This is a genomic window from Arthrobacter rhamnosi (assembly GCF_054510975.1).
On sequence record NZ_JBTNDN010000003.1, the window covers coordinates 18,714 to 42,799 of the forward strand.

At 69.5% G+C, this 24,086-nt stretch carries 21 protein-coding genes; 2 read left to right on the plus strand and 19 right to left on the minus strand.

Annotation, left to right across the window (positions count from 1 at the left end):
• The first annotated feature begins 247 nt into the window (after positions 1-247).
• A complete protein-coding gene (locus ACX80J_RS08480; protein WP_104051092.1) occupies positions 248-595 on the plus strand; it encodes an RNA polymerase-binding protein RbpA in 348 nt (115 codons plus the stop codon).
• Between the two features lie 77 nt (positions 596-672).
• Here ACX80J_RS08480 and ACX80J_RS08485 read toward each other — a convergent pair whose 3' ends face one another.
• The 18 genes from ACX80J_RS08485 to ACX80J_RS08570 all read right to left on the minus strand — a co-directional run bounded on the left by ACX80J_RS08485 (position 673) and on the right by ACX80J_RS08570 (position 21,679).
• The gene (locus tag ACX80J_RS08485) at positions 673-1,398 is read right to left on the minus strand and encodes a polyprenol monophosphomannose synthase (protein ID WP_459344401.1); all 726 of its coding nucleotides are present in this window, start codon (positions 1,396-1,398) and stop codon (positions 673-675) included.
• Positions 1,399-1,923: 525 nt separating this feature from the next.
• Positions 1,924-3,564 carry an amidohydrolase gene (locus tag ACX80J_RS08490; RefSeq protein WP_459344402.1) on the minus strand — a complete coding sequence of 547 codons (1,641 nt, stop codon included), beginning with the start codon at positions 3,562-3,564 and terminating at the stop codon, positions 1,924-1,926.
• A gap of 46 nt (positions 3,565-3,610) precedes the next feature.
• Positions 3,611-6,436, minus strand: a complete 2,826-nt coding sequence (locus tag ACX80J_RS08495) for a DEAD/DEAH box helicase (RefSeq protein ID WP_459344403.1) — start codon at positions 6,434-6,436, stop codon at positions 3,611-3,613.
• Positions 6,437-6,601: 165 nt separating this feature from the next.
• Positions 6,602-7,387, minus strand: a complete 786-nt coding sequence (gene tatC / locus ACX80J_RS08500) for a twin-arginine translocase subunit TatC (RefSeq protein ID WP_459344404.1) — start codon at positions 7,385-7,387, stop codon at positions 6,602-6,604.
• Between the two features lie 65 nt (positions 7,388-7,452).
• Entirely contained in the window at positions 7,453-7,839 is a 387-nt protein-coding gene (gene tatA / locus ACX80J_RS08505) for a Sec-independent protein translocase subunit TatA (protein ID WP_459347471.1), read from the minus strand.
• A 36-nt stretch (positions 7,840-7,875) separates the two neighbouring features.
• Positions 7,876-8,226: a hypothetical protein gene (locus tag ACX80J_RS08510; RefSeq protein WP_459347472.1), complete on the minus strand. Its 351-nt coding sequence runs from the start codon at positions 8,224-8,226 to the stop codon at positions 7,876-7,878.
• A 9-nt stretch (positions 8,227-8,235) separates the two neighbouring features.
• Positions 8,236-10,221 (minus strand): helix-turn-helix transcriptional regulator, encoded by a 1,986-nt coding sequence (locus ACX80J_RS08515; protein ID WP_459347473.1) that lies wholly within the window; start codon positions 10,219-10,221, stop codon positions 8,236-8,238.
• A gap of 126 nt (positions 10,222-10,347) precedes the next feature.
• Positions 10,348-10,743, minus strand: coding sequence for an FKBP-type peptidyl-prolyl cis-trans isomerase (locus ACX80J_RS08520; RefSeq protein WP_459347474.1), 396 nt, complete (start codon positions 10,741-10,743; stop codon positions 10,348-10,350).
• A gap of 44 nt (positions 10,744-10,787) precedes the next feature.
• The gene (locus tag ACX80J_RS08525; RefSeq protein WP_459347475.1) at positions 10,788-11,723 is read right to left on the minus strand and encodes an FKBP-type peptidyl-prolyl cis-trans isomerase; all 936 of its coding nucleotides are present in this window, start codon (positions 11,721-11,723) and stop codon (positions 10,788-10,790) included.
• Between the two features lie 143 nt (positions 11,724-11,866).
• Positions 11,867-13,228: a Pup--protein ligase gene (gene pafA, locus ACX80J_RS08530; RefSeq protein WP_459347476.1), complete on the minus strand. Its 1,362-nt coding sequence runs from the start codon at positions 13,226-13,228 to the stop codon at positions 11,867-11,869.
• A complete protein-coding gene (prcA, locus tag ACX80J_RS08535; protein ID WP_459347477.1) occupies positions 13,228-13,968 on the minus strand; it encodes a proteasome subunit alpha in 741 nt (246 codons plus the stop codon). The genes pafA and prcA overlap by 1 nt, the downstream gene beginning before the upstream one ends.
• 3 nt (positions 13,969-13,971) lie before the next feature.
• Positions 13,972-14,799 (minus strand): proteasome subunit beta, encoded by an 828-nt coding sequence (prcB, locus tag ACX80J_RS08540; protein ID WP_459344411.1) that lies wholly within the window; start codon positions 14,797-14,799, stop codon positions 13,972-13,974.
• A gap of 3 nt (positions 14,800-14,802) precedes the next feature.
• Positions 14,803-15,006, minus strand: a complete 204-nt coding sequence (locus ACX80J_RS08545; RefSeq protein WP_459347722.1) for a ubiquitin-like protein Pup — start codon at positions 15,004-15,006, stop codon at positions 14,803-14,805.
• A 45-nt stretch (positions 15,007-15,051) separates the two neighbouring features.
• A complete protein-coding gene (gene dop / locus ACX80J_RS08550; RefSeq protein ID WP_459344413.1) occupies positions 15,052-16,617 on the minus strand; it encodes a depupylase/deamidase Dop in 1,566 nt (521 codons plus the stop codon).
• A gap of 77 nt (positions 16,618-16,694) precedes the next feature.
• Positions 16,695-18,449 (minus strand): proteasome ATPase, encoded by a 1,755-nt coding sequence (gene arc, locus ACX80J_RS08555; protein ID WP_459344414.1) that lies wholly within the window; start codon positions 18,447-18,449, stop codon positions 16,695-16,697.
• A 123-nt stretch (positions 18,450-18,572) separates the two neighbouring features.
• A complete protein-coding gene (locus tag ACX80J_RS08560) occupies positions 18,573-19,646 on the minus strand; it encodes a tRNA (adenine-N1)-methyltransferase (protein ID WP_459344415.1) in 1,074 nt (357 codons plus the stop codon).
• Between the two features lie 118 nt (positions 19,647-19,764).
• Positions 19,765-20,919, minus strand: a complete 1,155-nt coding sequence (locus ACX80J_RS08565) for a site-2 protease family protein (protein ID WP_459344416.1) — start codon at positions 20,917-20,919, stop codon at positions 19,765-19,767.
• Positions 20,912-21,679 carry an HAD family hydrolase gene (locus ACX80J_RS08570; protein WP_459344417.1) on the minus strand — a complete coding sequence of 256 codons (768 nt, stop codon included), beginning with the start codon at positions 21,677-21,679 and terminating at the stop codon, positions 20,912-20,914. Before ACX80J_RS08570 ends, ACX80J_RS08565 begins: the two co-directional genes overlap by 8 nt.
• 106 nt (positions 21,680-21,785) lie before the next feature.
• On the opposite strand from ACX80J_RS08570, the gene ACX80J_RS08575 reads away from it, so the two are divergent.
• Complete coding sequence (locus ACX80J_RS08575) at positions 21,786-22,676, plus strand: PAC2 family protein (RefSeq protein ID WP_459344418.1); 891 nt, start codon at positions 21,786-21,788, stop codon at positions 22,674-22,676.
• A gap of 125 nt (positions 22,677-22,801) precedes the next feature.
• On the opposite strand, the gene mshC is transcribed toward ACX80J_RS08575, so the two are convergent.
• Positions 22,802-24,076: a cysteine--1-D-myo-inosityl 2-amino-2-deoxy-alpha-D-glucopyranoside ligase gene (mshC, locus tag ACX80J_RS08580; protein WP_459347478.1), complete on the minus strand. Its 1,275-nt coding sequence runs from the start codon at positions 24,074-24,076 to the stop codon at positions 22,802-22,804.
• Between the last annotated feature and the right edge of the window lie 10 nt (positions 24,077-24,086).

Sequence of the window (24,086 nt, forward strand, 5' to 3'; positions counted from 1 at the left end):
GCACAGGCTCCGGCAGAACGCCCCGGACACTCCCGAGGGGACGCCGGGCGGCCTGTATACTTAGGTGTTTACCCGTCCGCGCAGGAACATTCGCGCGGCCGAGGGTGTTATACAGACAGCTTCCCTGTCGCCTCCGGGCGACAGCGGGTGCCGGGCATGTCAGCGGCAGGTCCGGTGGACGACTTCGGTGAAGAACAGCGGCAACGGCTCTCCGGCACACGGGGGCCACGGTGACTAGGAGAAAATCATGAGCGATCGCAGCCTGCGCGGCATGCGCCTCGGAGCGCAGTCGATGGAAACGGAATCCGGCGTCGAACCTGCTCCCCGCCAGCGGGTCGAGTACCGCTGCGAGGACGGCGAGCGGGTCTTCGTGACCTTCTCGTCCGAAGCGGAGATCCCGGCGACATGGGTCTCGAAGACCGGCAAGGAAGCCCTCCTCGTCGACGGCGAGAAGCCCGACACCTCCAACGACAAGCCGGTCCGTACCCACTGGGACATGCTCCTCGAGCGCCGCTCCGTGGAGGAGCTCGAGCAGATCCTCCAGGACCGCCTCACGATCCTGCGCGAGCGCCGGGGCGAGCGCCGCTCCGCATAGTTCGTCCCTGCAGACGAATCCCTGCAGCTGAAAAAGGCACCCGCCGCGGCGGGTGCCTTTTTGCTGCCGCGGGAGAATCAGTGGCGACCGGTCAGGGTCTTCCACCGGGCGCTGAGTCCCCAGCGCGTGACGTTGGCGATCGCCTCGAACACGATGTTCCCGCTCATCTTCGACGCTCCGAGTTCCCGCTCCACGAACGTGATGGGTACCTCCACGATGGTGAGGCCGAGGCGGGCGACCCGGAACGTCATGTCCACCTGGAAGCCGTAGCCCACGGAGTCCACGGCCGAGAGGTCGAGTGCTTCCAGGGTGGAGCGGCGGAACGCCCGGAAACCGGCGGTGATGTCACGGACCCCCAGCCCGAGCAGAAGGCGCGAATAGGTGCTGCCCCCGCGCGAGAGGAGCTTGCGGTGGGCGGGCCAGTTCACCACGCTGCCGCCGGGAACCCAGCGGCTGCCGATCACCAGGTCCGCGCGGTCCACCGCGTCGAGCAGGCCCTGCAGCTGTTCGGGCTTGTGCGACCCGTCGGCGTCCATCTCCACGAGCACGTCGTAGTCGCGCGCCAGCGCCCAGCGGAAGCCGGCGATGTAGGCGGCCCCCAGGCCTTCCTTGCCGGTCCGGTGCAGTACGTGCACCTGGTCGTCAGCCGCAGCAGCCCGGTCGGCGAGATCCCCGGTGCCGTCGGGGCTGTTGTCGTCCACGACGAGGACGTCCGAGGCTGGCACTGCCGCGCGCAGGCGGGCGAGGGTCAGCGGAAGCGACTCAATCTCGTTGTAGGTGGGGATGATCGTGACGACTCGCACGCAGGTGGGCCTTTCCATCGGGGGTGCGCAGGGCGCAGGGACCGGCCCCGGACGGGGAGCCGATCTGCAAGTATAGGCGACGGTCGCCGAGCCCCTCGGAAACACCGGGGTGATCGTCCGGATCGGGCCGGCACTCGGGCAGGTCCACGCAGCTTCGTACCGGTAGCCGCACGCGGGCGGACACCGTTCTCTAAGGACGCGTGGACCTGCCGCTATGAGTGCCGGCTCCATCCGGGTGGGCAGCACGCGCCAGTGATCAGGCCGATGCGCTGCGCTCGTGGGGGCCGGCCAGGTTCCCTCCCGCAGGAGTTCCTCTACCCGTAGGCCAAAAGCTTACGTGCTGTGGAGTGCGTGTCAACAGCCTTCTGACCTGCGCGGACGTACTTCCGCGCAGGTCAGGCGGCACTCCTCGGCCTGCTGGGGATAGTGCCGAAGTTCCTGCTGCAATGCTGCCTGAACACTGTCCGGACGCTGCCCGCGACACTCCCTGCAGCACTGCGGGAATTCCGTCGGCGGTGCTACCGCCTAGCTCGCCGCGAAGCCCTCGGCGACGTACAGACGGCGTCCGTCATGCACGGTCTCGAGGCAGAGCGGGGCGTTCTCGGTATCGAGCGCCGGCAGCAGCGGCGTCCCTGCGCGCGGGTCGGTGCTCCAGGACTGGACGCGGTTGTCCGGCGTCTGCACCATCAGCTCGTCGACCTTCCAGACGGCGAAGGATGCGGGAGTACCCGGGGCCAGCTGTCCCATCATCGGGCTGCGCCCGGAGAGCCGCCAGCCGGCCCGTGTGTGGGCGATGAAGGCGGCGCGCGCCGAGATGTTCTCCGCCGCGCTGCTGTGCTGGAGACAGGCGCGCACGGATGCCCACGGGTCGAGCGGCGTCACCGGGCTGTCCGACCCGAGCGCCACGAGGACGCCCGCGGACAGAAGCGAGGCGAAACGGTTCATCCCGGAACGGCGCTGCCCCAGCCGCTGGTCGTAGAGGCCGCCCTCCCGGCCCCAGAGGGCGTCGAACACGGGCTGGCCGCTGACGGCGACGCCGTAGTGCACCAGTGCCGCGATGGCGTCGTCGTCGGCGAGCTCCACGTGTTCGAGGCGGTGGCGTGATCGGCGCACCTCCTCCACGCCCAGTTCGCGGGCCGTCGCCTCGAGCCCGCGCAGGACGACGTCGAGCCCGGCATCACCGATGACGTGGAAACCAGTCTGGACGGTCTCGGCGGTCGTCGCGAGCAGGTGGGCGGCGACCTCGTCCTCGCCCAGGTAGAGCGTGCCCCGGTTCCCGGGATCATCGCTGTAGGGCTCCCGGAGGGCGGCGGTGCGTGAACCGATCGAACCGTCCACGTTGAGGTCGCCCGCGAGTCCGGCGAGCCGGCCCCCGAAGCCCTGCATCAGGTCGCGCACCTCGTCCCTCGACGAGGTCAGCTGGGCCCAGTACGGGATGACCTCGGGCAGTGGCACCTCGTGCGCCGGCCCATCGATCGAGAGGAGCATCTCGAGGTCCTCGCGGGGCGCGATGTGCGGCGCAGCCATCTCGGTGACCGCGATGTACCCCCGGGCCGCGGCGTGGAGGAGGGCCGCCTGCTGGTAGCTGCAGCGCTGGTCCGGTGTGAGCCTGCGGGTGGCCTGCCGTGCGGCCTCGTGCGCGGCGCGCACCACGAACCCGTCGTCCCAGCCGTCCAGGCCGGCGAGGCCGAGTGCGTCCGCCAGGGCCCCCGATACGACGGCCGAGTGGATGTCGGCCCGCACGAGGTAGACCAGGGCACCGCCCCCTGCGCGGTCCAGCTCCGCCGCCGTCGGGACGCGCCGTTCCGGCCACCGGGACTCGTCCCAGCCGAAGCCGAGGATCGTGGTGGATCCGGACGACGCCGCCGCCGACACCGAGTCGAGGAGTTCCGCGAGCGAGCGGCAGGAGGTCAGATCGATCGACCCGAGGGCGATGCCCGTCTCCGTCGTATGGGTGTGGGCGTCGACGAAACCGGGAGTGATCAGGGCGCCGTCGAGGTCGACGGTGCGCACGTCCGGTCCCGTGAGGTTCGCGGCGGCGTGCTCGGACCCCACCCAGGCCACCGTCCCTCCGTCCACGAGCATCGCCGTGGCGAAGGGGTCGGCAGGACTGTACACGGACCCGTTGCGGTAGAGGACGGTCGAGGTGCGCTTCGAATTCGGCATGGGGGTGCTGGGAGGCTTTCTGTGGTCGGCAGGTCCCGCGGCGGGACTACTCACTGATGTTCGAGTATGCCACCACGCCGCGGCGGACCAGCCGGATCGCCCGCACGCACGTCTGCTGCAGACCGGAGGGGAGGTCCGGCACCTTGGCCAGCTGGTCCAGCAGGTCGATGACCTGCTTCGACCAGCGGACGAAGTCGCCGGCCGCAAGCTCGGTCCCGCTCAGGGCGGCCTGCAGGGACCTGCCCTGGGCCCACTTGAACATGGGCCAGACGAGCGAGAGCTCCGGTTCTCCGGTCACGGGCAGGCGGTGCTGCTCCTCGACGTCGTTCAGCTGCGACCACTGCCGGATGATCGTCTCCACGGAACCCTCCAGCGATACGCTCGGCATCACCGGCCGCACACCGCGTTCCTCGCGCTTGGCCTGGTACACCAGCACCGTCGTGACGGCCGCGAGTTCGGCGGCGTCGAGGTCGTCGAAGGCGCCCTCCTCGATGCAGAGGGCGATCAGGAGGTCCTTCTCCCCGTAGATCCGGCGTAGCTTCTGGCCGGACGCGCTCACGGTCACACCGTCCTCGGTGTACTCCAGGTAACCGTAGTGCCCGAGGACCTCGGAGACGCGGTCGAAGATCTTCGCGATCGTGTTGGTGCGGCCGCGGATCTGGCCTGCGAGCTTGTCGGTCTCCCGGCGCAGCTTCCACCACCGCTCGGCCCAGCGCGCGTGCTGCTCGCGCTCGCTGCAGCCGTGGCAGGGGTGTGCCCGGAGCCGGCGACGGAGTTCGGTGATGGCCCGTTCCTCGGCTGCCGCCGACGCCGAGTACCCGGCGGAGACGCGGTCGGCGCCCTTGCGCGGCGGCCGCTGCTGCTCCAGCGCGTTGCGCAGCGACGACGTCAGGTCGCGGCGGTCCTTCGGGCTGCGTGCGCTGAAGTGCTTGGGAATCCGGATGCGGGAGAGGACCTCGACGGGCCCGTCGAGGTCCTGCACACCCACGCGGCGGATCTGCGTCTCGAGCGTGAGCACGGTGGGCCGCGGTTCCCGCGAGGTGTCGCTGTCCAGGACGACGGCGTACCCCTGGCTCCGACCGCCGGGGACGTCGATCACGTCTCCCGGCCGCAGCGATTCCAGGGAGGACTCCGCGGCCGACCGCAGCGATCGCGACTTGTCCCGGGTGGCCCTCGACTCGAGGTCGGACAGCTCCCGCCGGAGGTTCGCGTACTCGCGGAAGTCGCCGAGGTGGCAGGTCATCGACTTCTCGTAGCCCTTGAGCGACTCCTCGCGGCTGCGGACCTGCTTCGCCAGGCCGACCACGGAGCGGTCCGCCTGGAACTGGGCGAAGGACGTCTCGAGGATCTCCCGGGACCGCTCCTGCCCGAACTGCGCCATGAGGTTGATGCTCATGTTGTAGGTCGGCCGGAAGCTCGAGTTCAGCGGGTAGGTGCGGCGGGACGCGAGCCCCGCGACGGCTCCCGGGTCGGTCCCGGGCTGCCAGAGGACGACGGCGTGTCCCTCGACGTCGATCCCGCGCCGGCCCGCCCGGCCCGTGAGCTGGGTGTACTCCCCCGCCGTCACGTTCACGTGCGCCTCGCCGTTGAACTTGTCGAGCTTCTCCAGCACGACCGTCCGCGCAGGCATGTTGACGCCCAGGGCGAGCGTCTCGGTCGCGAAGACCGCCTTGACGAGCCCTGCCGCGAACAGCCGCTCGACGATCTCCTTGAACGTGGGCAGCATGCCGGCATGGTGCGCCGTGAAGCCGCGGATCAGCCCTTCGCGCCAGGTCCAGAAGCCGAGGATCTCGAGATCGTCCCGCGGGATGTCCATGGTTGCGCCGTCGATGGTCTCGCTGATCTCGTCGCGTTCGTCCTCGGTAGTCAGCCACAGCCCGGCATGGAGGCATTGCGTGACGGCGGCCTCGCAGCCGGCCCTCGAGAAGATGAAGGTGATGGCCGGGAGCAGATCGGCGCGGTCCAGCGCGGTGATGACCTGCGGGCGCGTCGCACGACGCACCGCCGACATCTGCGCGGGTTCGCCGCGGCCGCTCCTCGCCCTGCCGCGGCGGCCGCCGCCGGCACCCCAGTTGGCCCGCTGGTTCAGCCGGATCTCGTTACTGGCCAGTTCGAGCAGCTCGGGGTTGACGTCGTACTGGTCCCGCGCTCCGGCTTCCGCGCCGGCCGGCGCTGCCTCGTCGAAGGCGATGTCCCCGGCGAACAGGTCGATGAGGTTCTGCCCGACCATGACGTGCTGCCAGAGCGGCACAGGGCGGTGTTCGGAGACGACGACGTCCGTGTCGCCGCGGACGGTGTCCAGCCAGGCACCGAACTCCTCCGCGTTGGACACGGTCGCACTGAGGGAGACCACCTTGACCTCGGTGGGCAGGTGGATGATGACCTCCTCCCAGACCGCCCCCCGGAAGCGGTCCGCGAGGTAGTGCACCTCGTCCATCACGACGTAACCGAGGTTGTTGAGGGCCTCCGAGTTGGCGTAGAGCATGTTGCGGAGCACCTCGGTGGTCATCACGATGACGTCGGCGTCGGCGTTGATGCTCGTGTCCCCGGTCAGCAGTCCCACCCGGTCGCTGCCGTGCACGGCGGCGAGTTCCGAGTACTTCTGGTTGCTGAGCGCCTTGATGGGCGTGGTGTAGAACGCCTTGAGACCGTGCTGCAGGGCCATGAAGACGGCGAACTCGCCGACCACCGTCTTGCCTGCTCCGGTGGGCGCCGCGACCAGCACTCCCCTGCCCGCCTCGAGGGCTGTGCACGCCTCCCGCTGGAACGGATCGAGGTCGAAATCCAGCGTCTGCTCGAAATGGAACAACTGCGTCCGGGAGTGCTGAGTGCGGGCCTTTGCAGCTGCATATCTCTCTGCGGGGGTGCTCATCTTTCCACCCTAGACGCTCGGCAGGAGCCGGGCACGCAGGGCACCCGATCGGTGGTCCTGCCCTGGTCGTGCTTGCGGGACAGGCCCGGGACGTGCCGTCATGCGCCGCCGTCGTCCCGGTCGCGGCTGCGCCGTCGTCCTGGTTGCGGTCGTGCGCCCGTCGTCCTAGAGGGCGTCCAGGGGCGAGGCGGTGTCGGCGGTGGCTTCGACGGCGGCTTCGCGGGCGGCGTTACGCCGGGCCCTGCGCTTGTCGTTGAGCAGGCACAGCCCGATCGCCACGAAGAACAGCAGCAGCAGGGGCACTGCGAGGTAGAACATGCTCAGCGCGTCCCCGCCCGGGGCGGCCATCGCCGCGAAGAGGCAGACGAGGAACACGGTGATGCGCCATGCCCTGAGGATCTGCCGGCCCGAGACCAGGCCCACCAGGTTCAGGCCCACGAGGACCACCGGGAGCAGGAACGCGATGCCGAAGGCCAGCATGAGCCGCAGCACGAAGGTGAAGTACACGGAGACGCTGATGTAGTTGGAGAAGTCCTCAGGCGTGAACTCCGTCAGGACCCGCACGGCGTTGGGCAGGATGGACCAGGCCAGGGCGATACCGGCCAGGAACAGGGGGAACGCGACGGCGATGAACGCCAGCGCGATGCGCCGCTCCTTCGTCTTGAGCCCGGGCGTGATGAACGCCCACAGCTGGTACAGCCACACGGGACTCGAGATCACCAAGCCCAGGAACACCGAGACCTGGATGAGCAGGTCGAACGGGGACGCGGCACTGTCGAAGTTCAGGGACGCCGTCCGGCCCTCCTGCGCGTTGATCGCGATGATCGGAGCCGCCAGCGCGCGCAGCACGGGGTCGTAGACGAAGAACCCGGCCACGGTCGCCAGGATGACCGCCACCGCGGATTTGAACAGCCGGTTGCGTGCTTCGCGCAGGTGTTCCTTCAGGGCCATGCGCCCTTCCGGATTGGCTTTCCTGCCGCGCTTCCGGGCCTTCGCGGGTGACACCGGTACCTGACCTAGGAGGGAGTGTGCGAGGTACCGCCGTGCTGCGGCGGTCCCGCCTGCTGGGTCCCACCGGGGCCGCCCACGGGGCCGCTGCCGGCGGCACCGTCCTGGTAGTGCGGCGCCTGCTGGCCCGGGTGCTGGACGGGCGCCGGGTGCTGGACGGGTGTCTCGTAGGCGGGCGTGTAGCTCTGCGGCCGGCCGGTGTCGACCACCCGGCCCTCCACCGGGTCCGTCCCGGCGTCGGGGGTGTTGTTCTCGTCCTTCATCTGCTTCACCTCGGACTTGAAGATCCGCAGCGACTGCCCGAGGCTCCGTGCGAGGCCGGGAAGCTTCGGCGCGCCGAACAGGACGATCGCAAGAACGATGATGATGACGATGTGCCAGCCTTCGAGCCTCATGCCGAATTCCTCTCGTTGATCCCGCTCCAGTTTAGTTCACAGGTGGGGCATGTCCTGCAGGAGTTGGGGCTGCCCGCGGCCGGCGCGCTTGCGGACGCGCCTGCTGCGGCGGTCGTCGATGCGTCGGGTCCGGGCGGCCTCCCGCGCCGCACGGACGTCCTCCGGCGCGGAGAACACCGCGGGTATGGGGATTCCGGGGACGCCGGCGGAGGGTGCCGGGCCGTCGTCGCCGACCGGGGTGTTCACCGCGAGGCGGTCCATCGCTTCCCCGAATTCACCGAGAGTTCGCACTCCCCGGCGGAAGACGCGGAAGCCGACGACGACGAGGAAGATCACGCTGACGGCCACCAGCGCAACCCACAGCACGATCCACATCCACCAGAGCATGCGTCCAGTCTAGGCCAGCGCCTGGTGCGCCCGGGCTTCCTCCAGCCAGCGCAGCGTCTCCTCGCGCAGCTGCTCGGGGGCGACGACGGCGGCGGATCCGCCCAGGCTCGCCACCAGGCCGGGGATCCACGAGGTTGAGGCCACCTTGAGGCGCGCGGCGAGCCGGTCCTGCCCGAGCTCCTGCACGGCATCGGCGTTGTACTGGGCGGCGATCCACCGTGCCCGCGGTTCCAGCACGAGCGTGACGGCATGGTCGGCCTCGCCGGAACGGTAGGGCGCCGACTCCCGGTCCCGCGCCGCGGACGCTTCGCCCGCCGTGGCCGTGGCCGGCTCGTCCGTCAGCGTGGCGCTCTGGATGCGGTCCAGGCGGAAATTGCGCAGTCCGTCGGAGTCCACGCACCACGCTTCGAGGTACCACGTGTCCTGGTGGAGGAAGATCCGGATCGGCTCGAGCAGCCGGTGCGTGATCTCGTCGCGTGTCGGGACGAAGTAGTCCACCGCCACCCGGACCCCCGAGTGCAGGGCGGCCTGCAGCACCTCGAGGGTCGGGTCGATGTCGTCCTCGGTGAGCTTCGTGGCGACGGCGGAGCCGATCCGCGCCGCGTCGCCTGCGGCGGCCGTCAGCTTGGTCTGCGCACTGACGATCGCCTCGTTGTTCCTCATCCCGGGGAGCTCGCGCAGGGCCTGGAGCCCCACGATGAGGGAGCAGGCCTCGTCCATGCTCAGTTTCACGGGTTCGGCGAGGTCACGCGCGTTGGTCAGGTAGATCCTGCCGTCCTCGATGTTCACGTCCATGAGCCCGTCCGGGTAGTGCCGGGGACCGCTCACGAACAGCAGGTCGAGGTCCTTGGTCAGCTGGGTCTCGCTCACGTCGAACCGGCGCGCCGTCTCCCCCACTTCCGCGCCCGGGTGCGCCAGGAGGTACGGCACGAGGTCGAGCAGGCGCAGCAGGTGGTCCTGGGAGGAGGACTTCCGGCGGGGAACGGGACGTGCGCCCGCGGTGATCTCCACGCGGTCAGGAGCCGCGACGGCTGCGTCGAAGGCTCCCTCCAGCAGCCGGGCGACCTCCGCCGCGAGCTCCCGGGGATCCTCGACCCTCGCGTTGGTCCCGAGACCCGCGATGGTCGCCGCCATCGGGCTGGATGCGGCGTAGGGCACGCGCAGCATGTCCCACTCCTCTCCCGTCTGGAGGACCTCGGTGTCCTTGCGGACGCGCAGCACCTGGCAGGATCCCGGCCGCGCCGCGATGACCGCGGTGCGGTCGGGTTCACTGCGGGACAGGGAGGAGAGGGTGGAGTTCATGTCGAAGGAGGCCGGGACGTCGAACGTGCCCTTCAGCAGCAGGGGCTCCCCGGTCATGCGGGAGAGGCGGAAGAAGCGTTCGGCCTTGCGTGTGGTGTCGAAGCCGACGAGGTACCAGTGGCCGAACCGGGCTCCCATCCCCCACGGGTGCACGGTGCGGACCTCCTCGCGGCCGGTGCTCGCCGCCCGGTACGGGAACCGGAGGGGGGTGCGCGAGGTGAGGGCCTGCCACACGATGTCCCAGTACGGCGCGTCCGTGGTGATGCGGGGCTGGATGAGGGGGCTGAGTTCGACGGTGCCGTCCGCGCTCCGCGAACTGAGCTTCCTGAGGGCACGGGACGCCGCTGAGTCGAGGGAGCCCTGGTCCCACACCCCTGCGGCCAGGTTGAGGACGGCGTACTCCTCGGGCTGGAACGTGACGCCGCCGAGACGGTAGTCCTCGGCGTTGATCCGGTACCGCTGCACGGTGTTGTCGTGCTCGAACAGGGCATCCTCGCTGAAGGACTCAAGGGGGATGCCCTGCTCGCGGAGGGCCGCCTTGTCGCGGTCGAAGAGCTTCTCCCGCGCCGCCACCGAGGTCGCCTCGCGGTACAGGTCGATCTCCTCGAACAGCTCCTCCTTCGTGAACCCGCGCCGGCTCGACAGGAGCATGATCACGAGTGTGAGGAGCCGTTCGGTTCGTTTTGCAGACACGGGTGAAACCCTACCTTTCCGGAAGCGGCAGAAGGGACGCACACCAACCGGGGTTGACGTGCGTCCCTTCTGGACGGCGCCGGGCTGGCCCGGCCGAGAGTCCGGGCGGATGCCCCGGACGGCTGCCTAGCGAACGGCGAGCAGGTCCACCACGAAGATCAGCGCCTCGTTGGGGCCGATCGCCGAGCCGGCGCCACTGGGGCCGTAGGCGAGGTGGGAGGGGATCTCGAGGCGACGGCGGCCGCCGACCTTCATGCCCAGGAGGCCCTGGTCCCAGCCCTGGATGACCTGGCCGACGCCGACCCGGAAGTCGAGCGGAGCACCGCGGTTCCAGGAGGCGTCGAATTCCTCGCCCGTGGAGAAGGCCACGCCCACGTAGTGGGTGGACACGGTGTTGCCGGGCTTCGCCTCGTCGCCGGTGCCCTCGATGATGTCCTCGATGACGAGGTCGGTGGGTACCTCGTGTACGGGGAAGTCGATCTCCGGCTTCTGCCGGTCGAAGTTGCGCTGTCCGAAGGACATGGTTTCCTTTCGTAGGAGGTTCGGTGGCTGTGCAGGGACGCGGACTACTTCGCCGCTTCCTTGCTGACGATCTCGACGTAGAACACGAGCGTTCCCGAGGGCTGGCCCTGGGAGGCGTTGGGGTAGGCCCACGGCTCGGGGATCACGAGCAGTACCTTGGAGCCGACCTTCTGCCCGGCCAGGCCCTTGGTCCAGCCCGTGATGACCTGGTTCAGGGGGAAGGTGGCGGGCTCGCCGCGGTCGAAGCTCGAATCGAACTTCTCGCCGTCGCTGTAGGTCCAGCCGCTGTACTTGGCCGTGATGCTGTCGGTCTCGGCGACGACGTCGCCCTTGCCCTCTTCGAGCACCTTGACCACGAGGTCGTCGGAGGGCTCGTTCTCGGGGATGGAGACCTCGGGCACGCCCTTGTCGTCGAAGGTGAACGTGGGCAGCTGGCCCTCGTCGTCGAGCTTCTTCACATCCTCGGGCGAGAGGACCTCCGGCTCCGGCGGGGGCTGTTCGGCCGAGATGACCTTGAGCACGATCAGCTGCTCCGGGCTCGCGGTCTCGCCCTCGGCGGGCTCCGGGGCGGGGCGGGTGTAGGCCACCTGCGAGCCGACCTTCGTGCCCACGAGGACCTCGTAGAGTTCGCCGTCCTGCTCCTTGAGCATGTCGTCGACCGGCAGGACCTGGGGCTCGCCCTGGCTGTAGGTATCGCCGAGGACTTCGCCGTCCTGGGCGTTGAGCGCGACGAGCTGGTAGTGGACCTGCTGCCCGGCCTCCACCTCGTCGCCGTCGCCCTCGGCGACCGTCTTGGCCGCGACGCCGGTGACGTCGAGGGGCGATTCGAATTCGACGTCGGGTGCTTCCTCGTCCGATCCCCCGCTCACCTTCACCGTGTCGAAGACCTCGGCGGGACCCGCCGACTTCCCCGTCGTCGTGCCGCCGCATGCCGTGAGCAACAGCAGCAGCGGAAGGAGGATTGCTAGTAACTTTCGCACAGAACTACTTTCAGATTGGTGTCCAGTTCAGGCTGCCCGCAGAACAAAGGGCCCTGACAAGCCTAACGGCTGCGGGCACGCGGTTTCTCCTGGGAACGCCCTGACAAACAGGGGTCGACAGCGCGACGCGCGGCCTCAATCGGTCAAAGTTGCTGCAGCAGCGCCTCCACGCGCTCGTCCACGGAGGTGAAGGGATCCTTGCAGAGGATGGTCTGCTGGGCGCGGTCGTTGAGCTTGAGGTGCACCCAGTCCACCGTGTAGTCGCGGTTCGCTTCCTTAGCTCGTCGGACGAATTCGCCGCGGAGCTTGGCACGGGTGGTCTGCGGCGGGATGTCCACCGCCTCCTTGACCGCCGTGTCGTCCACCACCCGGGCGGCCTCGCCGTGGGCCTGGAGCAGGAAGAACAGGCCTCGGGAACGGGAGATGTCGTGGTAGGTGAGGTCGAGCTGCGCAGCCTTCGCCGAGTCGAGGTCCTCGCCCGAGCGGGCGAGGTACCGGTCGATGAGCTTCTTCTTGATGGCCCAGTCCACCTCGGTGTCGATCCGTGCGGTACTGCCGGTCTCCACGGCATCGAGCACCCGCTCCCACAGGTCCAGGACGGCCGGGACGTGGACGTTGTGCGCTCCGTGCTGGCCGACGAACGCCGTCGCGCGCGCCAGGTACTCGCGCTGCATCTCGAGGGCGCTCATGTGCCGGCCGTTCGCGAGCTTGAGCAGCTGCTGCCCGGTGAGGTCGTGCGAGATCTCGCGGATGCTCCGGATGGGGTTCTCGAGGCGGAAGTCCCGCATCATCTCGCCCGCCTCCACCATCCGCAGCAGCAGGTCGACGGACCCGACCTTGAGCAGCATGGTGGTCTCGGACATGTTGGAATCGCCGGCGATCACGTGCAGCCGGCGGTAGTGCTCCGCGTCGGCGTGCGGCTCGTCCCGGGTGTTGATGATGGGGCGGGAGCGGGTCGTGGCCGAGGAGATGCCTTCCCACAGGTGGTCGGCCCGCTGGGAGAACGCATAGAGGGAACCGGTCTGCGTCCTGAGGACCTTTCCCGCGCCCACGAGGAGCTGCCGCGTCACCAGGAACGGGATGAGGATGTCCGCGAGGCGCGAGAATTCGAGCTTGCGGGGGATCAGGTAGTTCTCATGGCTGCCGTAGGAGTTGCCCGCGGAGTCGGTGTTGTTCTTGAAGAGGTAGATCTTGCCGTCGTAGCCCTCCTGCGCGAGCTTGCGCTGGGCCTCCGAGACCAGGTCCTCGAGGATGAGCTCGCCCGCCCGGTCGTGGGCGATGAGCTGCGCCAGGTCGTCGCACTCCGCGGTCGCGTACTCGGGGTGGGAACCGACGTCGAGGTACAGGCGCGATCCGTTGGTGAGGAAGACGTTGGAGGACCGCCCCCAGCTGACGACCTTGCGGAAGAGGTACCGTGCGACTTCCTCGGGTGAGAGCGGGCGTGAATTGGGCCCTGAGTAGGAGATCCCGAATTCGGTCTCGACTCCGAAGATGCGCCGGTCCATCAGGTGTCCTGTTCGTGCTGGAGGAGGTTCTCGAGTTCGGGGCCGCTGACCCTGCGGAACGCGCGGCGGCTGCCGCGCAGCGTGTCGGGGTCGCGTTCCAGGAACGCAACCTCGAGGACGGAGGGATCCAGCGGCAGAATCCCGGGCTGGGCGCCGTCGGCCGGCGGGCGTGAGGCGTTCCGCAGCGCCCGGGCAGCGGCCCCGACGGCCTCGGGAAGGCTGAGGTCGGAGGACCAGCTGCCGCTGAGGGAGTCGACGACGGCGTCGGCGGCACCACCCATGACCACGAAGCCGGTCTCGTCGGCGATGGAGCCGTCGAAGGTCAGCCGGTAGAGGTGGTCGCTGTCCTGCGCGTGCCCCACCTCGGCCACGACGAGTTCGACTTCGAACGGCTTGCTCTCCGCGGTGAACACGGCACCCAGGCTCTGCGCGTACACGCTGGCGAGCCCACGGGCGGTCACGTCCTCGCGCGCGTAGGAGTAGCCGCGGACGTCGGCGTAGCGCACGCCGGCCTGCCGCAGGCTCTCGAACTCGTTGTACTTCCCGACCGCGGCGAAGGCGATACGGTCGTAGATCTCCCCCAGCTTGTGGAGCGACGGTGAGGCGTTCTCGGCGACCAGCGCGATGCCGTCGCGGCAACTCATCACCACCACCGACCTGCCACGGCTGATCCCCTTACGCGCGAAGTCCGCGCGGTCCTTCATGAGCTGCTCGGGGGAAACGTAGAACTGCTGTGTCATGGCCTATGCCTCCCGGCCCGCCGCGGAGCGGGCTTCGATGATGGTGTGCGCCGCGGACTCGAGGTCGCGCTCCGGGATGCGCCGCGCTCCGGCTCCGTCCACGACGTAGACGACGGGCCAGAGGGCACGGACGGTGTCCGGACCGCCGGTCGCGGAGTCGTCGTCGGCCGCGTCGTAGAGGGACTCGACGGCGACTCGCACCGCCGACGCCTCCGTCAGGCGCGGATTCCACAGCTTCTTCAGCGCACCCCGCGCGAAGACCGAGCCGGACCCGACCGAGTGGTGTTCGTGCTCCTCGTAGCGTCCGCCGGTGACGTCGAACGAGAACAGCCTCCCGACGTGGCGGTCCGTGTCGAAGCCGGCGAAGAGCGGCACCACGGCGAGTCCCTGCATCGCCATGGGGAGGTTCTGCCGGACCATGGCGGCGAGGCGGTTGGCCTTGCCGTCCAGGCTCATCATGGTCGCTTCGATCTTCTCGTAGTGCTCGAGCTCCACCTGGAACAGTCGCGTCAGGTCGAGGCCGATCCCGGCGCTGCCGGCGATCCCCAGCACGGAGTACCGGTCGGCAGGGAACACCTTCTCGATGTGGCGGCTCGCGATCACGTTGCCCATCGTCGCCCGGCGGTCGCCCGCCATCAGAACGCCCCCGGGGAAGGTCAGCGAGACGATCGTCGTGGCATGCGGCGCCAGGTGCGAGGCATCGGTGGACGCGGTCACCGGACCGAGCGTCCGGTTCGACGGCAGCAGCCCGGGATGGTGGGTGCCCAGGAAGTCGGCAAAGGATGTCGAGGCGGCCCGGGGAACCGCAGCTGCTGCATCATCCGGGAGCATCCGCTACTGGCCGCCCTTCTGCACGAACCCGCGCACGAACTCCTCGGCGTTGGACTCGAGGACGCCGTCGATCTCGTCGAGCAGATCGTCGACGCCCTGGGTCTGGGTGGAGTCCTGCGCCGCGGGAGCAGCGGGGGCGGGCTCGGGGATCTCCTCCTCCGCCTCGATGGACGATCCGCCGGTATTGATGCGGTCCTGTGTCGCCATGATGGCCACCCTCTCCGTGTTCGTGATCACTTCAGTGATCTGGTCCTATGGTGCCACGCGCCGATCCGGGTCGCTCAACAATCGGGCGAGGAAATCCTCGGCATCGGCTGCCACGTCGAACAACTCCTCGGTGAGCATCGCCGTGCCCCTGAGTGGCTCGCGCGTCTGCACGCGCTGCAGCCGCCGTTCCCCCGCCAGCTCGAAGATCAGGGAGTCCCAGCTCGCCCCGACGACCTCGGCCGGGTACTCGGAGATGCAGCGGCCGCGGAAGTACGCCCTGGTGTCGCGCGGCGGCTGGACGGCGGCGCGGGCGACCTCCTCGGGATGCACGAGCAGTTCGACGTCGCCGCGGCGGGCCAGTCGCTGGTAGATGCCCTTCTCGGGCCGGAGGTCGGCGTACTGCAGGTCCACGAGGGCCAGCCGCGGGTCCGTCCAGGCGAGACCGTCCCGCGCCCGGTACGCTTCGAGCACCTTCAGCTTGGCGATCCAGTCCACGTGGCGGGCCGCCTCCATCGGCTCCCGCCGCAGTGTCTCCAGCAGCGCCCGCCACCGGTCGACGACGTCCCGCGTCTGCTCGTCGGCGCCGGCAGGGACGGCGTCCATCACCGCCTCGCAGTACAGTTCCTGCAGCTCGAGCCCGGTGATGCTGCGGCCGTCCGCCAGCCGGACGGCCGCCTTCAGCGTCGGGTCGTGGCTGATCGTCCGCAGCGCCTGGACCGGGTCCTCCAGCGTGGGAGCCGGCGCGAGGCCCTGCTCGACCAGCGCGAGGACAAGGGACGTCGTCCCCAGCTTCAGGTAGTTGGACACCTCGTTCAGGTTGGCGTCTCCGATGATCACGTGCAGCCGCCGGTATTTCTCCGCCACCGCGTGCGGCTCGTCCCGCGTGTTGATGATGGGCCTGCGGACCGTCGTCTCCAGGCCGATCTCGTTCTCGAAGAAGTCCGCCCGCTGGCTGACCTGGAAGCCGGGCTCCTGGTTGAGCGGGCCCTTGCCGACGCGTCCCGCGCCGCAGATCACCTGGCGGGAGACGAAGAAGGGAATCAGGGCCTCGGCGAGCTTCGAGAACGGGACGCTCCGGGGCACGAGGTAGTTCTCGTGCGACCCGTAGGAGACGCTCTTGTTGTCCGTGTTGTTCTTGTACAGGATCACGGGCGAGAAGCCCGGCGTGGTTGCGATCCGCTCCATTGCAGCGACGGCGACGTGGTCCCCTGCCCGGTCCCAGAGGACGGCGTCGAGCGGATTCGTCACCTCCGGCGATGAATACTCGGGGTGGGCGTGGTCGACGTACAGCCGCGCCCCGTTGTTGAGGACGAGGTTCATCAGCACGGCCGCCTCGGCGGCCTCGCCGCGTTCGAGGGCGATCTGTTCGGCGGTGAGTTCGGGCGGCTCGTCGGTCAGCTGGCTCGGATGCGCACTGCCCCGGTCCATCCGGAACCCGCGGGCGTCCGTCAGCGGGGTCTCGTCCGTATAGTCCCAGCGGGTTCCGGCGAGGTTGCCGAGCCCTTCCCGCAGGGTGGCCGCGTAGGCGTTGACCACCTGGGAGGACAGCAGCGTCGGGTTGGCCGACGGCAGGGCGGGCGCGATGATGCCGTACTCCGTCTCCGTCCCCATCACCCGATGGACCGAGATCCCCTCGCCCACCGCCGGCGATGCACCGCGCCGACCGGCCCGTCGTCCCCCCGTTTCAATCACAGATACTGGCCCGTATTCGCCGTCGTCTCGATCGACTTGCCCGGCTCCTGGCCCGCCTTGCCCTGGACGATCGTCCGGATGTACGTGATGCGCTCGCCCTTCTTGCCGGAGATGCGTGCCCAGTCGTCGGGGTTGGTGGTGTTCGGCATGTCCTCGTGCTCGCGGAACTCGTCCACCACGGCCCGCATCAGGTGCTCGATGCGCAGGCCCTTGCTGCCGTCGAGGAGGAGGTCCTTGATGGCGTACTTCTTCGCGCGGTCCACGACGTTCTGGATCACCGCGCCGGAGTTGAAGTCCTTGAAGTACAGCATCTCGGTGTCCCCGTTGGCGTAGGTCACCTCCAGGTACTCGTTCCGCTTGTCCGTGGAGTACATCTGCTCGACGGTGCGGCGGATCATCTCCGAGATCGTGGTCTGCGGATCGTTGCCGTTCTCCGCGAGGTCGTCCGCGTGCAGCGGCAGGTCGGCGGTGATGTACTTGGCGAAGATCTCGGCAGCGCCCTCGGCGTCGGGCCTCTGGATCTTGATCTTCACGTCCAGCCGGCCGGGTCGGAGGATGGCAGGGTCGATCATGTCCTCACGGTTCGAGGCACCGATGACGATCACGTTCTCGAGCTTCTCGACGCCGTCGATCTCGCTCAGCAGCTGGGGCACGATGGTGGTCTCGACGTCGGAGGAGACGCCGGTACCGCGGGTGCGGAACAGCGAATCCATCTCGTCGAAGAACACGACGACGGGGCTGCCGTCGGAGGCCTTCTCGCGGGCGCGGGCGAAGATGAGGCGGATGTGGCGCTCCGTCTCGCCCACGTACTTGTCCAGCAGCTCCGGGCCCTTGATGTTCAGGAAGTAGCTGCGGATCTGCTCGAGGCCGGCCCTTTCCGCAGCCCTGGCGGCGAGGCTGTTGGCCACGGCCTTCGCGATCAGGGTCTTGCCGCACCCGGGCGGACCGTACAGGAGGATGCCCTTGGGTGGCTTGAGGCCGTGCTCCCGGTAGAGGTCCGGGTGCAGGAACGGCAGCTCGACGGCATCGCGGATCTGCTCGATCTGCGGACCGAGACCGCCGATGTCACCGTAGGCGATGTCCGGGACCTCCTCCAGCACGAGGTTCTCGACCTCGCTCCGCGGTACCTTCTCGAGGCCGTACCCCGACTTGGTGTCGACGGCGAGTGCGTCGCCCACGCGGATCTTCTCCGCCTGCAGCGGACCGCTGAGCCGGATGACGCGCTCGTCGTCCGTCCGGCCGACGACGAGCGCACGGTCCGCGCCCAGCAGTTCCTTGACGGTGACGATCTCCCCGGCCCGCTCGAAGCCGAGCGCCGCCACGATGGTCAGTGATTCGTTCAGCAGGACCTCCTGCCCGGGGGTGAGCTGCCGCACGCTGATGAGGGGGCTGACCGTCACCCGGAGCTTCCTGCCCGACTGCAGGATGTCGGCCGTGTCCTGGACGGTCGCCTCGGTGGTGGTTCCCGGCTCGGCAGGACGCCTCGGGTTCACCTGCATCACGGTGGCGAAACTGAACGGCGCCGCGCCCTCCTTCTCGAGGGCGGCCTTCAGCCGGACGATCTCCGTCCGCGCCGCCTCCAGGGCGGCGACGAGCTTCCCGTTGTTCTGCGTCGCCGAAGCGAGCTGGCGGTCGATATGGCGCAGCTTGTCCCGGAGGACGTTGAGTTGGCGCTGGGTGACCGAAGTGTCGACGGGAGGGGTTGCGCCCCGCGGCTCAGCGGCAGGAGCGTTGTCTTCGGAGTTCGGCATATCGGTTCGCCACTTTCGGTTCGACCTTCAGCTGTCTTTCGACCTTAGCGCAGACGCAGGTCCCCGGTGAGTCCTGTTAACAAGTGCACGGTAACTATCCGCACACTCCTGCCGGGCCCCCGTCTACTCGACCGTTCCCCCGTCGGCAATGGCGTCGCGACGTGCCTGCGCTTCCTCCGGTGGCAGGGATCCCCGCTGGATCGTCGACGCTGCGTCCCGCGCCACCCTGCGCAACCGCTTGTCGGAGACGTCGCGCTCACCGACGGCCTGCGGCGTCCAGGCATTGAGGTCCTCCTCGCTGAACCCCGTCTTCGACGGCCTGCGCTTCGGGGTGAAACCCGTGGCGCCCTCGGCCAGCCTGCGGGTGGTGAGGAGGAAGCCGGTGTGGGCGACCATGCGATGGTCGGGGCGGACGGCGAGTCCCTCGAGGTGCCAGCCGCGCACCATCGACTCCCAGCCCTCGGGTTCCGTGAAACGCCCGTCGGCCCGGATCGCCTCGGCGGTGCGCGACAGCTGCGTCACCGTGGCGACGTAGCTGATCCAGACGCCGCCTGCGGCGAGCACGGTGGCGACGGCGTCGAGGCACTCCCAGGGTGCGAGCATGTCGAGGACGACCCGGTCCACCGAGCCCGGTTCCTCGTGCTCCACGACCTGCTCCTGGAAGTCGCCGAGCGTGATCTGCCAGGCCGGGTGGGGCCCGCCGAAGATCGTCTCGACGTTCCCCCGGGCGATGTCGGCGAATTCCTCGCGGCGCTCGAACGAGTGGAGGTAGCCGGAATCACCGACCGCGCGCAGGAGCGAGATGGAGAGCGCCCCCGAACCGACGCCTGCCTCGACGACGCGCGCTCCCGGATAGATGTCGGCCATCGTCACGATCTGGCCGGCGTCCTTCGGGTACACGACGGCCGCGCCGCGGGGCATCGAGAGCACGAAGTCCGACAGCAGCGGCCGCAGCGCCTGGTACAGCTGGCCGGTGGTGTTCTCGAGGATGGTCCCCTCGGTGGCACCGATGAGGGCGTCGTGCTGCAGGAAGCCCTTGTGCGTGTGGAAGGCACCGCCGGGCGTGAGGGTGATGGTGTTCATCCGCCCCTTCTCGTCGGTCAGCTGGACGCGCTCGCCGGCGCGGAACGGTCCGCGGCGGGCAGCCGCGCCGTGGGGGCCGGCGGGCGCTTCGGGGGTGGTCTGGGTGGTACTCATGGTTCGTCCTTCGGCGGCCGGCGGACCGGCCTCGTGGTGGAAGTTGGATCTTCGGGGGGAACTGTCAGGGAACGGGGCATGAGGGCAGGCGGACGTCACACCACCGGCAGGGGGGGCACTAGGGACCGGGCGTGGCCTTGCCGGTGATGGCCTGGACGACCGTCCGCTGGTGCAGCACGCCCGTCACGGCACCGAGGCGGTTGATGACGGCGTACTCGTTCCCCTCGAGCCGGGCGAGGAACTGCAGGAGCTCCTGGCCCTCGGCCGACTCCGGCACGTACGCGCCGGCCGCCAGCCGGCGTGCGGCGGCGTTGACGGCCGTCGTCGCGGCCACGTCGTCGGGGACGGCGAGGAGCGCGGCCTCGTCGACGACGGCCTCGGGCTCGCCCGAGGGGCCGGTCAGGACGACCGCCGCTCCGGGGTTGTCCCGCAGGAGCCGGTGCGCAGCGAGGACCGTTGTGCCCGCGGGGACCCCGACGGCGCGCTGCTGCAGCCGGCCGGCGCTGATGGCGGGAAGGCGCAGGCGCATGCGCGCGTTCTCGATGGCGGCCGTGGCGCCCATCCACAGGGATGCGCCCATGACGACGGTGAGAACGATGACCAGCAGGTCAGGGCCGCGCCCCTGCACCAGCTGGACGCCCACCACCGAAGCGAACAGGAGGAGGACGATGATGCGTCCGGCCCAGCCGGCCGCCACCGTGCCCTTCTCCTGGCTGCCGGTCGCCTTCCAGACCACGCTCTCGACGAGGCGCCCGCCGTCCAGCGGCAGGCCCGGCAGCACGTTGAACAGGGCGACGAGGAGGTTGGCCCAGACCAGGATCGTGGCGAGCAGATAGGACACCGACCCGGGCACGAGGACCTGCAGGATCACCCACCCGAGGCCCGCGAGCACGAAGTTCGCCGCGGGCCCGGCGAGGGCGACGGCGAGTGATCTGCCCGGCGAGGCATTGAAGCTTGCGAACTGCGTGTGGCCGCCCCACAGGTTCAGGACGATTCGGGTGGTCGGCCAGCCGAAGGCACGCGCGGTGAGGGCATGGGCCAGTTCATGGATGAGGACGGACGCGGCGAGGAGCAGGGCGTAACCGAGAGCGACGGCGTAGGCGCCGGCACCGATGCCCGGGAACGCCGCCGAGACGCGCGGCCCGAAGACGAGCACGATGAAGGCCGTGATGACGAACCATGACCAGGCGAGGACGACGGGGATGCCGGCGAGGCGGCCGAGCGACAGCCCGGGGCTCCCCTGCGTCCGGACCGGTTGCCGCCCGCTACTCATGCCGGTCCTTGCCCGTCTCCTCCGGCAGGAGCGCGGCGAGATCGGCGGGCGTCCGGCCCGCCAGGGTGTCCCAGTCGGTGCGGCGCCCGTCGGGCGGCAGGGGGACGAAGTGGGGAACGGCGAGCGTCACGAGTCCGGCGGCGAGCGCCGAGGTGACACCCGGCAGGGAGTCCTCGATCGCGACGACCCGGTCCTTGCGGAGCCCCGGGTGATCCGCTGCCAGCAGGTCGAAGCCCAGCTGGTAGGCCTCCGGATCCGGCTTTCCTGCGGTCACACGGTCACCGGTGACGAGGTGGGAGAAGGTGCCTTCCGGCAGCTGCGCGGCGATCTCGCCGGCGAGGAGGCTCTCGGACATCGTGACCATGGCGCACGGGACGCCTTCCGCACGCAGGGCCGAGAGCAGCTCTCGCGCTCCGGGACGCCAGGGCACGGCGGCCCGCACGTCCGCGGCCACGCGGTCCGTCAGATGCTCGATGATGCTGCGGACGTCCAGAGCGACGCCGGCCTGCTGGAGCACGCCGGCGGAGTACTCGAGGGCCTGGCCCACGAGGGCGGTCGCCTGCTCGGTGGTCCAGGTTCCGCCGTGGGACTCGACCAGTTCCTTCTCCGCCCGGATCCAGTACGGCTCCGTGTCGACGATCGTCCCGTCCATGTCCCACAGCACGCCCTGCAGTCCCCGATCGTTTCCCGACCGTCCGGAGACGGTCCGGTGGATCTCGGTCGGACGGGTTCGGACACTGCCGGTGAGGTGGTTGGCCATGCCTTCAAGTCTACGGTGGCCCCTTGACGGACCCGTGCGTCAGCTCTCCGCGTAGCCGCGGAACCCCCGCCTGACATGGCCGCGCGCAGGGGTTTAGGGTGAGACGGTGGACAGCTTCGAAGAGAACCAGCCGACCGGCGTACAGGACCTTTTCCAGGATGCCGGCGAGCCAGAGCGCCGGATCACCGTCATGCTCGCGGCCTTCGAGGGCTGGAACGACGCCGGGGAAGCGGCCAGCGACGCCCTGAAGTACATGGGCCGGTACTTCGGCAGTGAGCGCATCTCGACCATCGACGCCGACGAGTTCTACGACTTCCAGTTCACCCGCCCCATGATCAAGCGGAACTCCTCGGGCCAGCGGCGCATCAAGTGGCCCAACACGCGCATCAGCAAGGCGGTCGTCTCGAAGTCCAACGTCGACCTGATCCTCGTCAACGGGGTGGAGCCCTCCTACAAGTGGCGCGCCTACACCGCCGAGCTCGTCGCCCTGGCGAAGGAGCTCAGCGTCGACTGCATCGTCCTGGTCGGAGCACTGCTGGCCGACGTCCCGCATTCGCGCCCCATCCCCGTCACGGTCACCTCCGACGACGACCTCGTCCGGGAGAGCCTGGACGTCGAGCCGTCGACGTACGAGGGCCCGATCGGCATCGTCGGCGTGCTGGCCGAGATGGGCCTGCTCGCCGATATCCCCACCATGTCCCTCTGGGCTGCCGTCCCCCACTACGTGGGCCAGTCGCCGTCGCCGAAGGCCCAGCTGGCCCTCCTGAACAAGCTCGAGGAGATCCTGCAGATCACGGTGGACACCCACGTGCTGACGGAGGAATCGGAGGCCTGGGAACGGGGAGTGGACGAGCTCGCCACCGAGGACCCCGAGGTCGCGGCCTACGTGCGCCAGCTCGAGGAGGCCAAGGACACCGTGGACCTCCCGGAGGCGAGCGGCGAATCGATCGCCCGTGAGTTCGAGCGCTACCTGAAGAAGCGCCGCCGCGAACAGTAGGCCGGACGGGGTGCGGGACGTCTGACCCGGCCGTGGCCGTGACGGGTGCATCCACGGGGCCGGCCGTGGCCGTGACGGGTGCATCCACGGGGCCGGCGGCGGCGGAGGGCTATGCCGCCCCGTCGCTAGAGGCGGACGCCGAGCAGGGCGTCGAGGACGTCGGCAAGGTCCTGCCGGTGCGTTCCGCCCCCCGCTCGTGCGCGTGATCCCGTTGCCCATGCGTCCACCGCGGCAAGGGCGGACGGCGCGTCGAGGTCGTTCGCCAGGTGCCCGCGGATGGCTTCGCGCACTGCGGCGACGTCGGCCTCCCCCGCGCCGTCCGCGGCTGCACGCCAGGCGGCGAGGCGGGCGATGCCCTCGTCCAGCACGGAGTCCGTCCAGGACCAGTCCGAGCGATAGTGGTGCGCGAGGATGGCCAGGCGGATGGCTGCGGGATCCACGCCGGCCTGGCGCAGCTTCGACACGAGGACCAGGTTTCCCCGGGACTTGCTCATCTTCCCGCCGTCGTACCCGACCATCCCGGCGTGCGCGTAGTGCCGGGCCAGCGGGGTGCCGCTGGCCGCCCAGGCGTGGGACGCGCTCATCTCGTGGTGGGGAAACACGAGGTCCGAGCCGCCGCCCTGCACGGTGAAGGGGGCCGGCAGGAACCGCTGGGCGATGATCGCGCATTCGATGTGCCAGCCGGGTCGTCCGTCGCCCAAAGCGCCTCCGGGCCAGCTCGGCTCCCCCGCGCGTGCCGTGCGCCAGAGGAGCGGATCGAGCGCGTTGCGCTTGTGCGGGCGCTGCGGGTCCCCGCCGCGTTCCGCCGACAGCTCGAGCATCGTCCCGGCGTCGAGGTGCGAGACCTGGCCGAGGAACCAGCGGGCAGGGTCGTGCTCATCGAGCGAGGCTGCGGAATCGAGGGAGAAGTAGACGTCGCCGTCGGGCTCGCCGTCCTCCCCCGGCACGGCGTAGGCGAGCCCGCGGCCCACCAGCTCCTCGACCGCCGGGACGATCCAGTCGATCGCCTCGACGGCGCCGACGTAGTGGTCCGGGGGCAGGACGTTCAGCGCCTCCATGTCCTCACGGAACAGGGCGATCTGGCCGGCGGCGAGATCCTGCCAGTCGACGCCGGTGGCCGTGGCGCGCTCGAGCAGGGGATCGTCGACGTCCGTCACGTTCTGGACGTAGGACACCACTGCTCCGGCGTCACGCCAGGTGCGGTTGAGGAGGTCGAAGGCGACGTAGGTGGCCGCGTGACCAAGGTGGGTCGCGTCGTAGGGGGTGATGCCGCAGACATAGAGGCTGTGCTCAGGGTGCTGCCCGAGTGGCGCCAGCTGCTGGAGGGCGGTGTCGAACAGGCTGATACCCGACTGGGTGCCGTCGAGTTCTGGGACAGGAGTCGAATTCCACGCAATCACACGTTCTACC

What these genes read in the sequence shown, in the direction of transcription:
- pafA (WP_459347476.1), bottom strand. Translation starts at nt 13,228, where the DNA reads ATGGACCGGCGCATCTTCGGAGTCGAGACCGAATTCGGGATCTCCTAC.
- ACX80J_RS08565 (WP_459344416.1), bottom strand. Translation starts at nt 20,919, where the DNA reads ATGAGTAGCGGGCGGCAACCGGTCCGGACGCAGGGGAGCCCCGGGCTG.
- arc (WP_459344414.1), bottom strand. Translation starts at nt 18,449, where the DNA reads ATGCCGAACTCCGAAGACAACGCTCCTGCCGCTGAGCCGCGGGGCGCA.
- tatA (WP_459347471.1), bottom strand. Translation starts at nt 7,839, where the DNA reads ATGAGGCTCGAAGGCTGGCACATCGTCATCATCATCGTTCTTGCGATC.
- ACX80J_RS08510 (WP_459347472.1), bottom strand. Translation starts at nt 8,226, where the DNA reads ATGCTCTGGTGGATGTGGATCGTGCTGTGGGTTGCGCTGGTGGCCGTC.
- prcB (WP_459344411.1), bottom strand. Translation starts at nt 14,799, where the DNA reads ATGCTCCCGGATGATGCAGCAGCTGCGGTTCCCCGGGCCGCCTCGACA.
- dop (WP_459344413.1), bottom strand. Translation starts at nt 16,617, where the DNA reads ATGGGGACGGAGACGGAGTACGGCATCATCGCGCCCGCCCTGCCGTCG.
- prcA (WP_459347477.1), bottom strand. Translation starts at nt 13,968, where the DNA reads ATGACACAGCAGTTCTACGTTTCCCCCGAGCAGCTCATGAAGGACCGC.
- ACX80J_RS08490 (WP_459344402.1), bottom strand. Translation starts at nt 3,564, where the DNA reads ATGCCGAATTCGAAGCGCACCTCGACCGTCCTCTACCGCAACGGGTCC.
- tatC (WP_459344404.1), bottom strand. Translation starts at nt 7,387, where the DNA reads ATGGCCCTGAAGGAACACCTGCGCGAAGCACGCAACCGGCTGTTCAAA.
- ACX80J_RS08570 (WP_459344417.1), bottom strand. Translation starts at nt 21,679, where the DNA reads ATGGCCAACCACCTCACCGGCAGTGTCCGAACCCGTCCGACCGAGATC.
- ACX80J_RS08480 (WP_104051092.1), top strand. Translation starts at nt 248, where the DNA reads ATGAGCGATCGCAGCCTGCGCGGCATGCGCCTCGGAGCGCAGTCGATG.
- ACX80J_RS08520 (WP_459347474.1), bottom strand. Translation starts at nt 10,743, where the DNA reads ATGTCCTTCGGACAGCGCAACTTCGACCGGCAGAAGCCGGAGATCGAC.
- ACX80J_RS08545 (WP_459347722.1), bottom strand. Translation starts at nt 15,006, where the DNA reads ATGGCGACACAGGACCGCATCAATACCGGCGGATCGTCCATCGAGGCG.
- ACX80J_RS08560 (WP_459344415.1), bottom strand. Translation starts at nt 19,646, where the DNA reads ATGAGTACCACCCAGACCACCCCCGAAGCGCCCGCCGGCCCCCACGGC.
- ACX80J_RS08495 (WP_459344403.1), bottom strand. Translation starts at nt 6,436, where the DNA reads ATGAGCACCCCCGCAGAGAGATATGCAGCTGCAAAGGCCCGCACTCAG.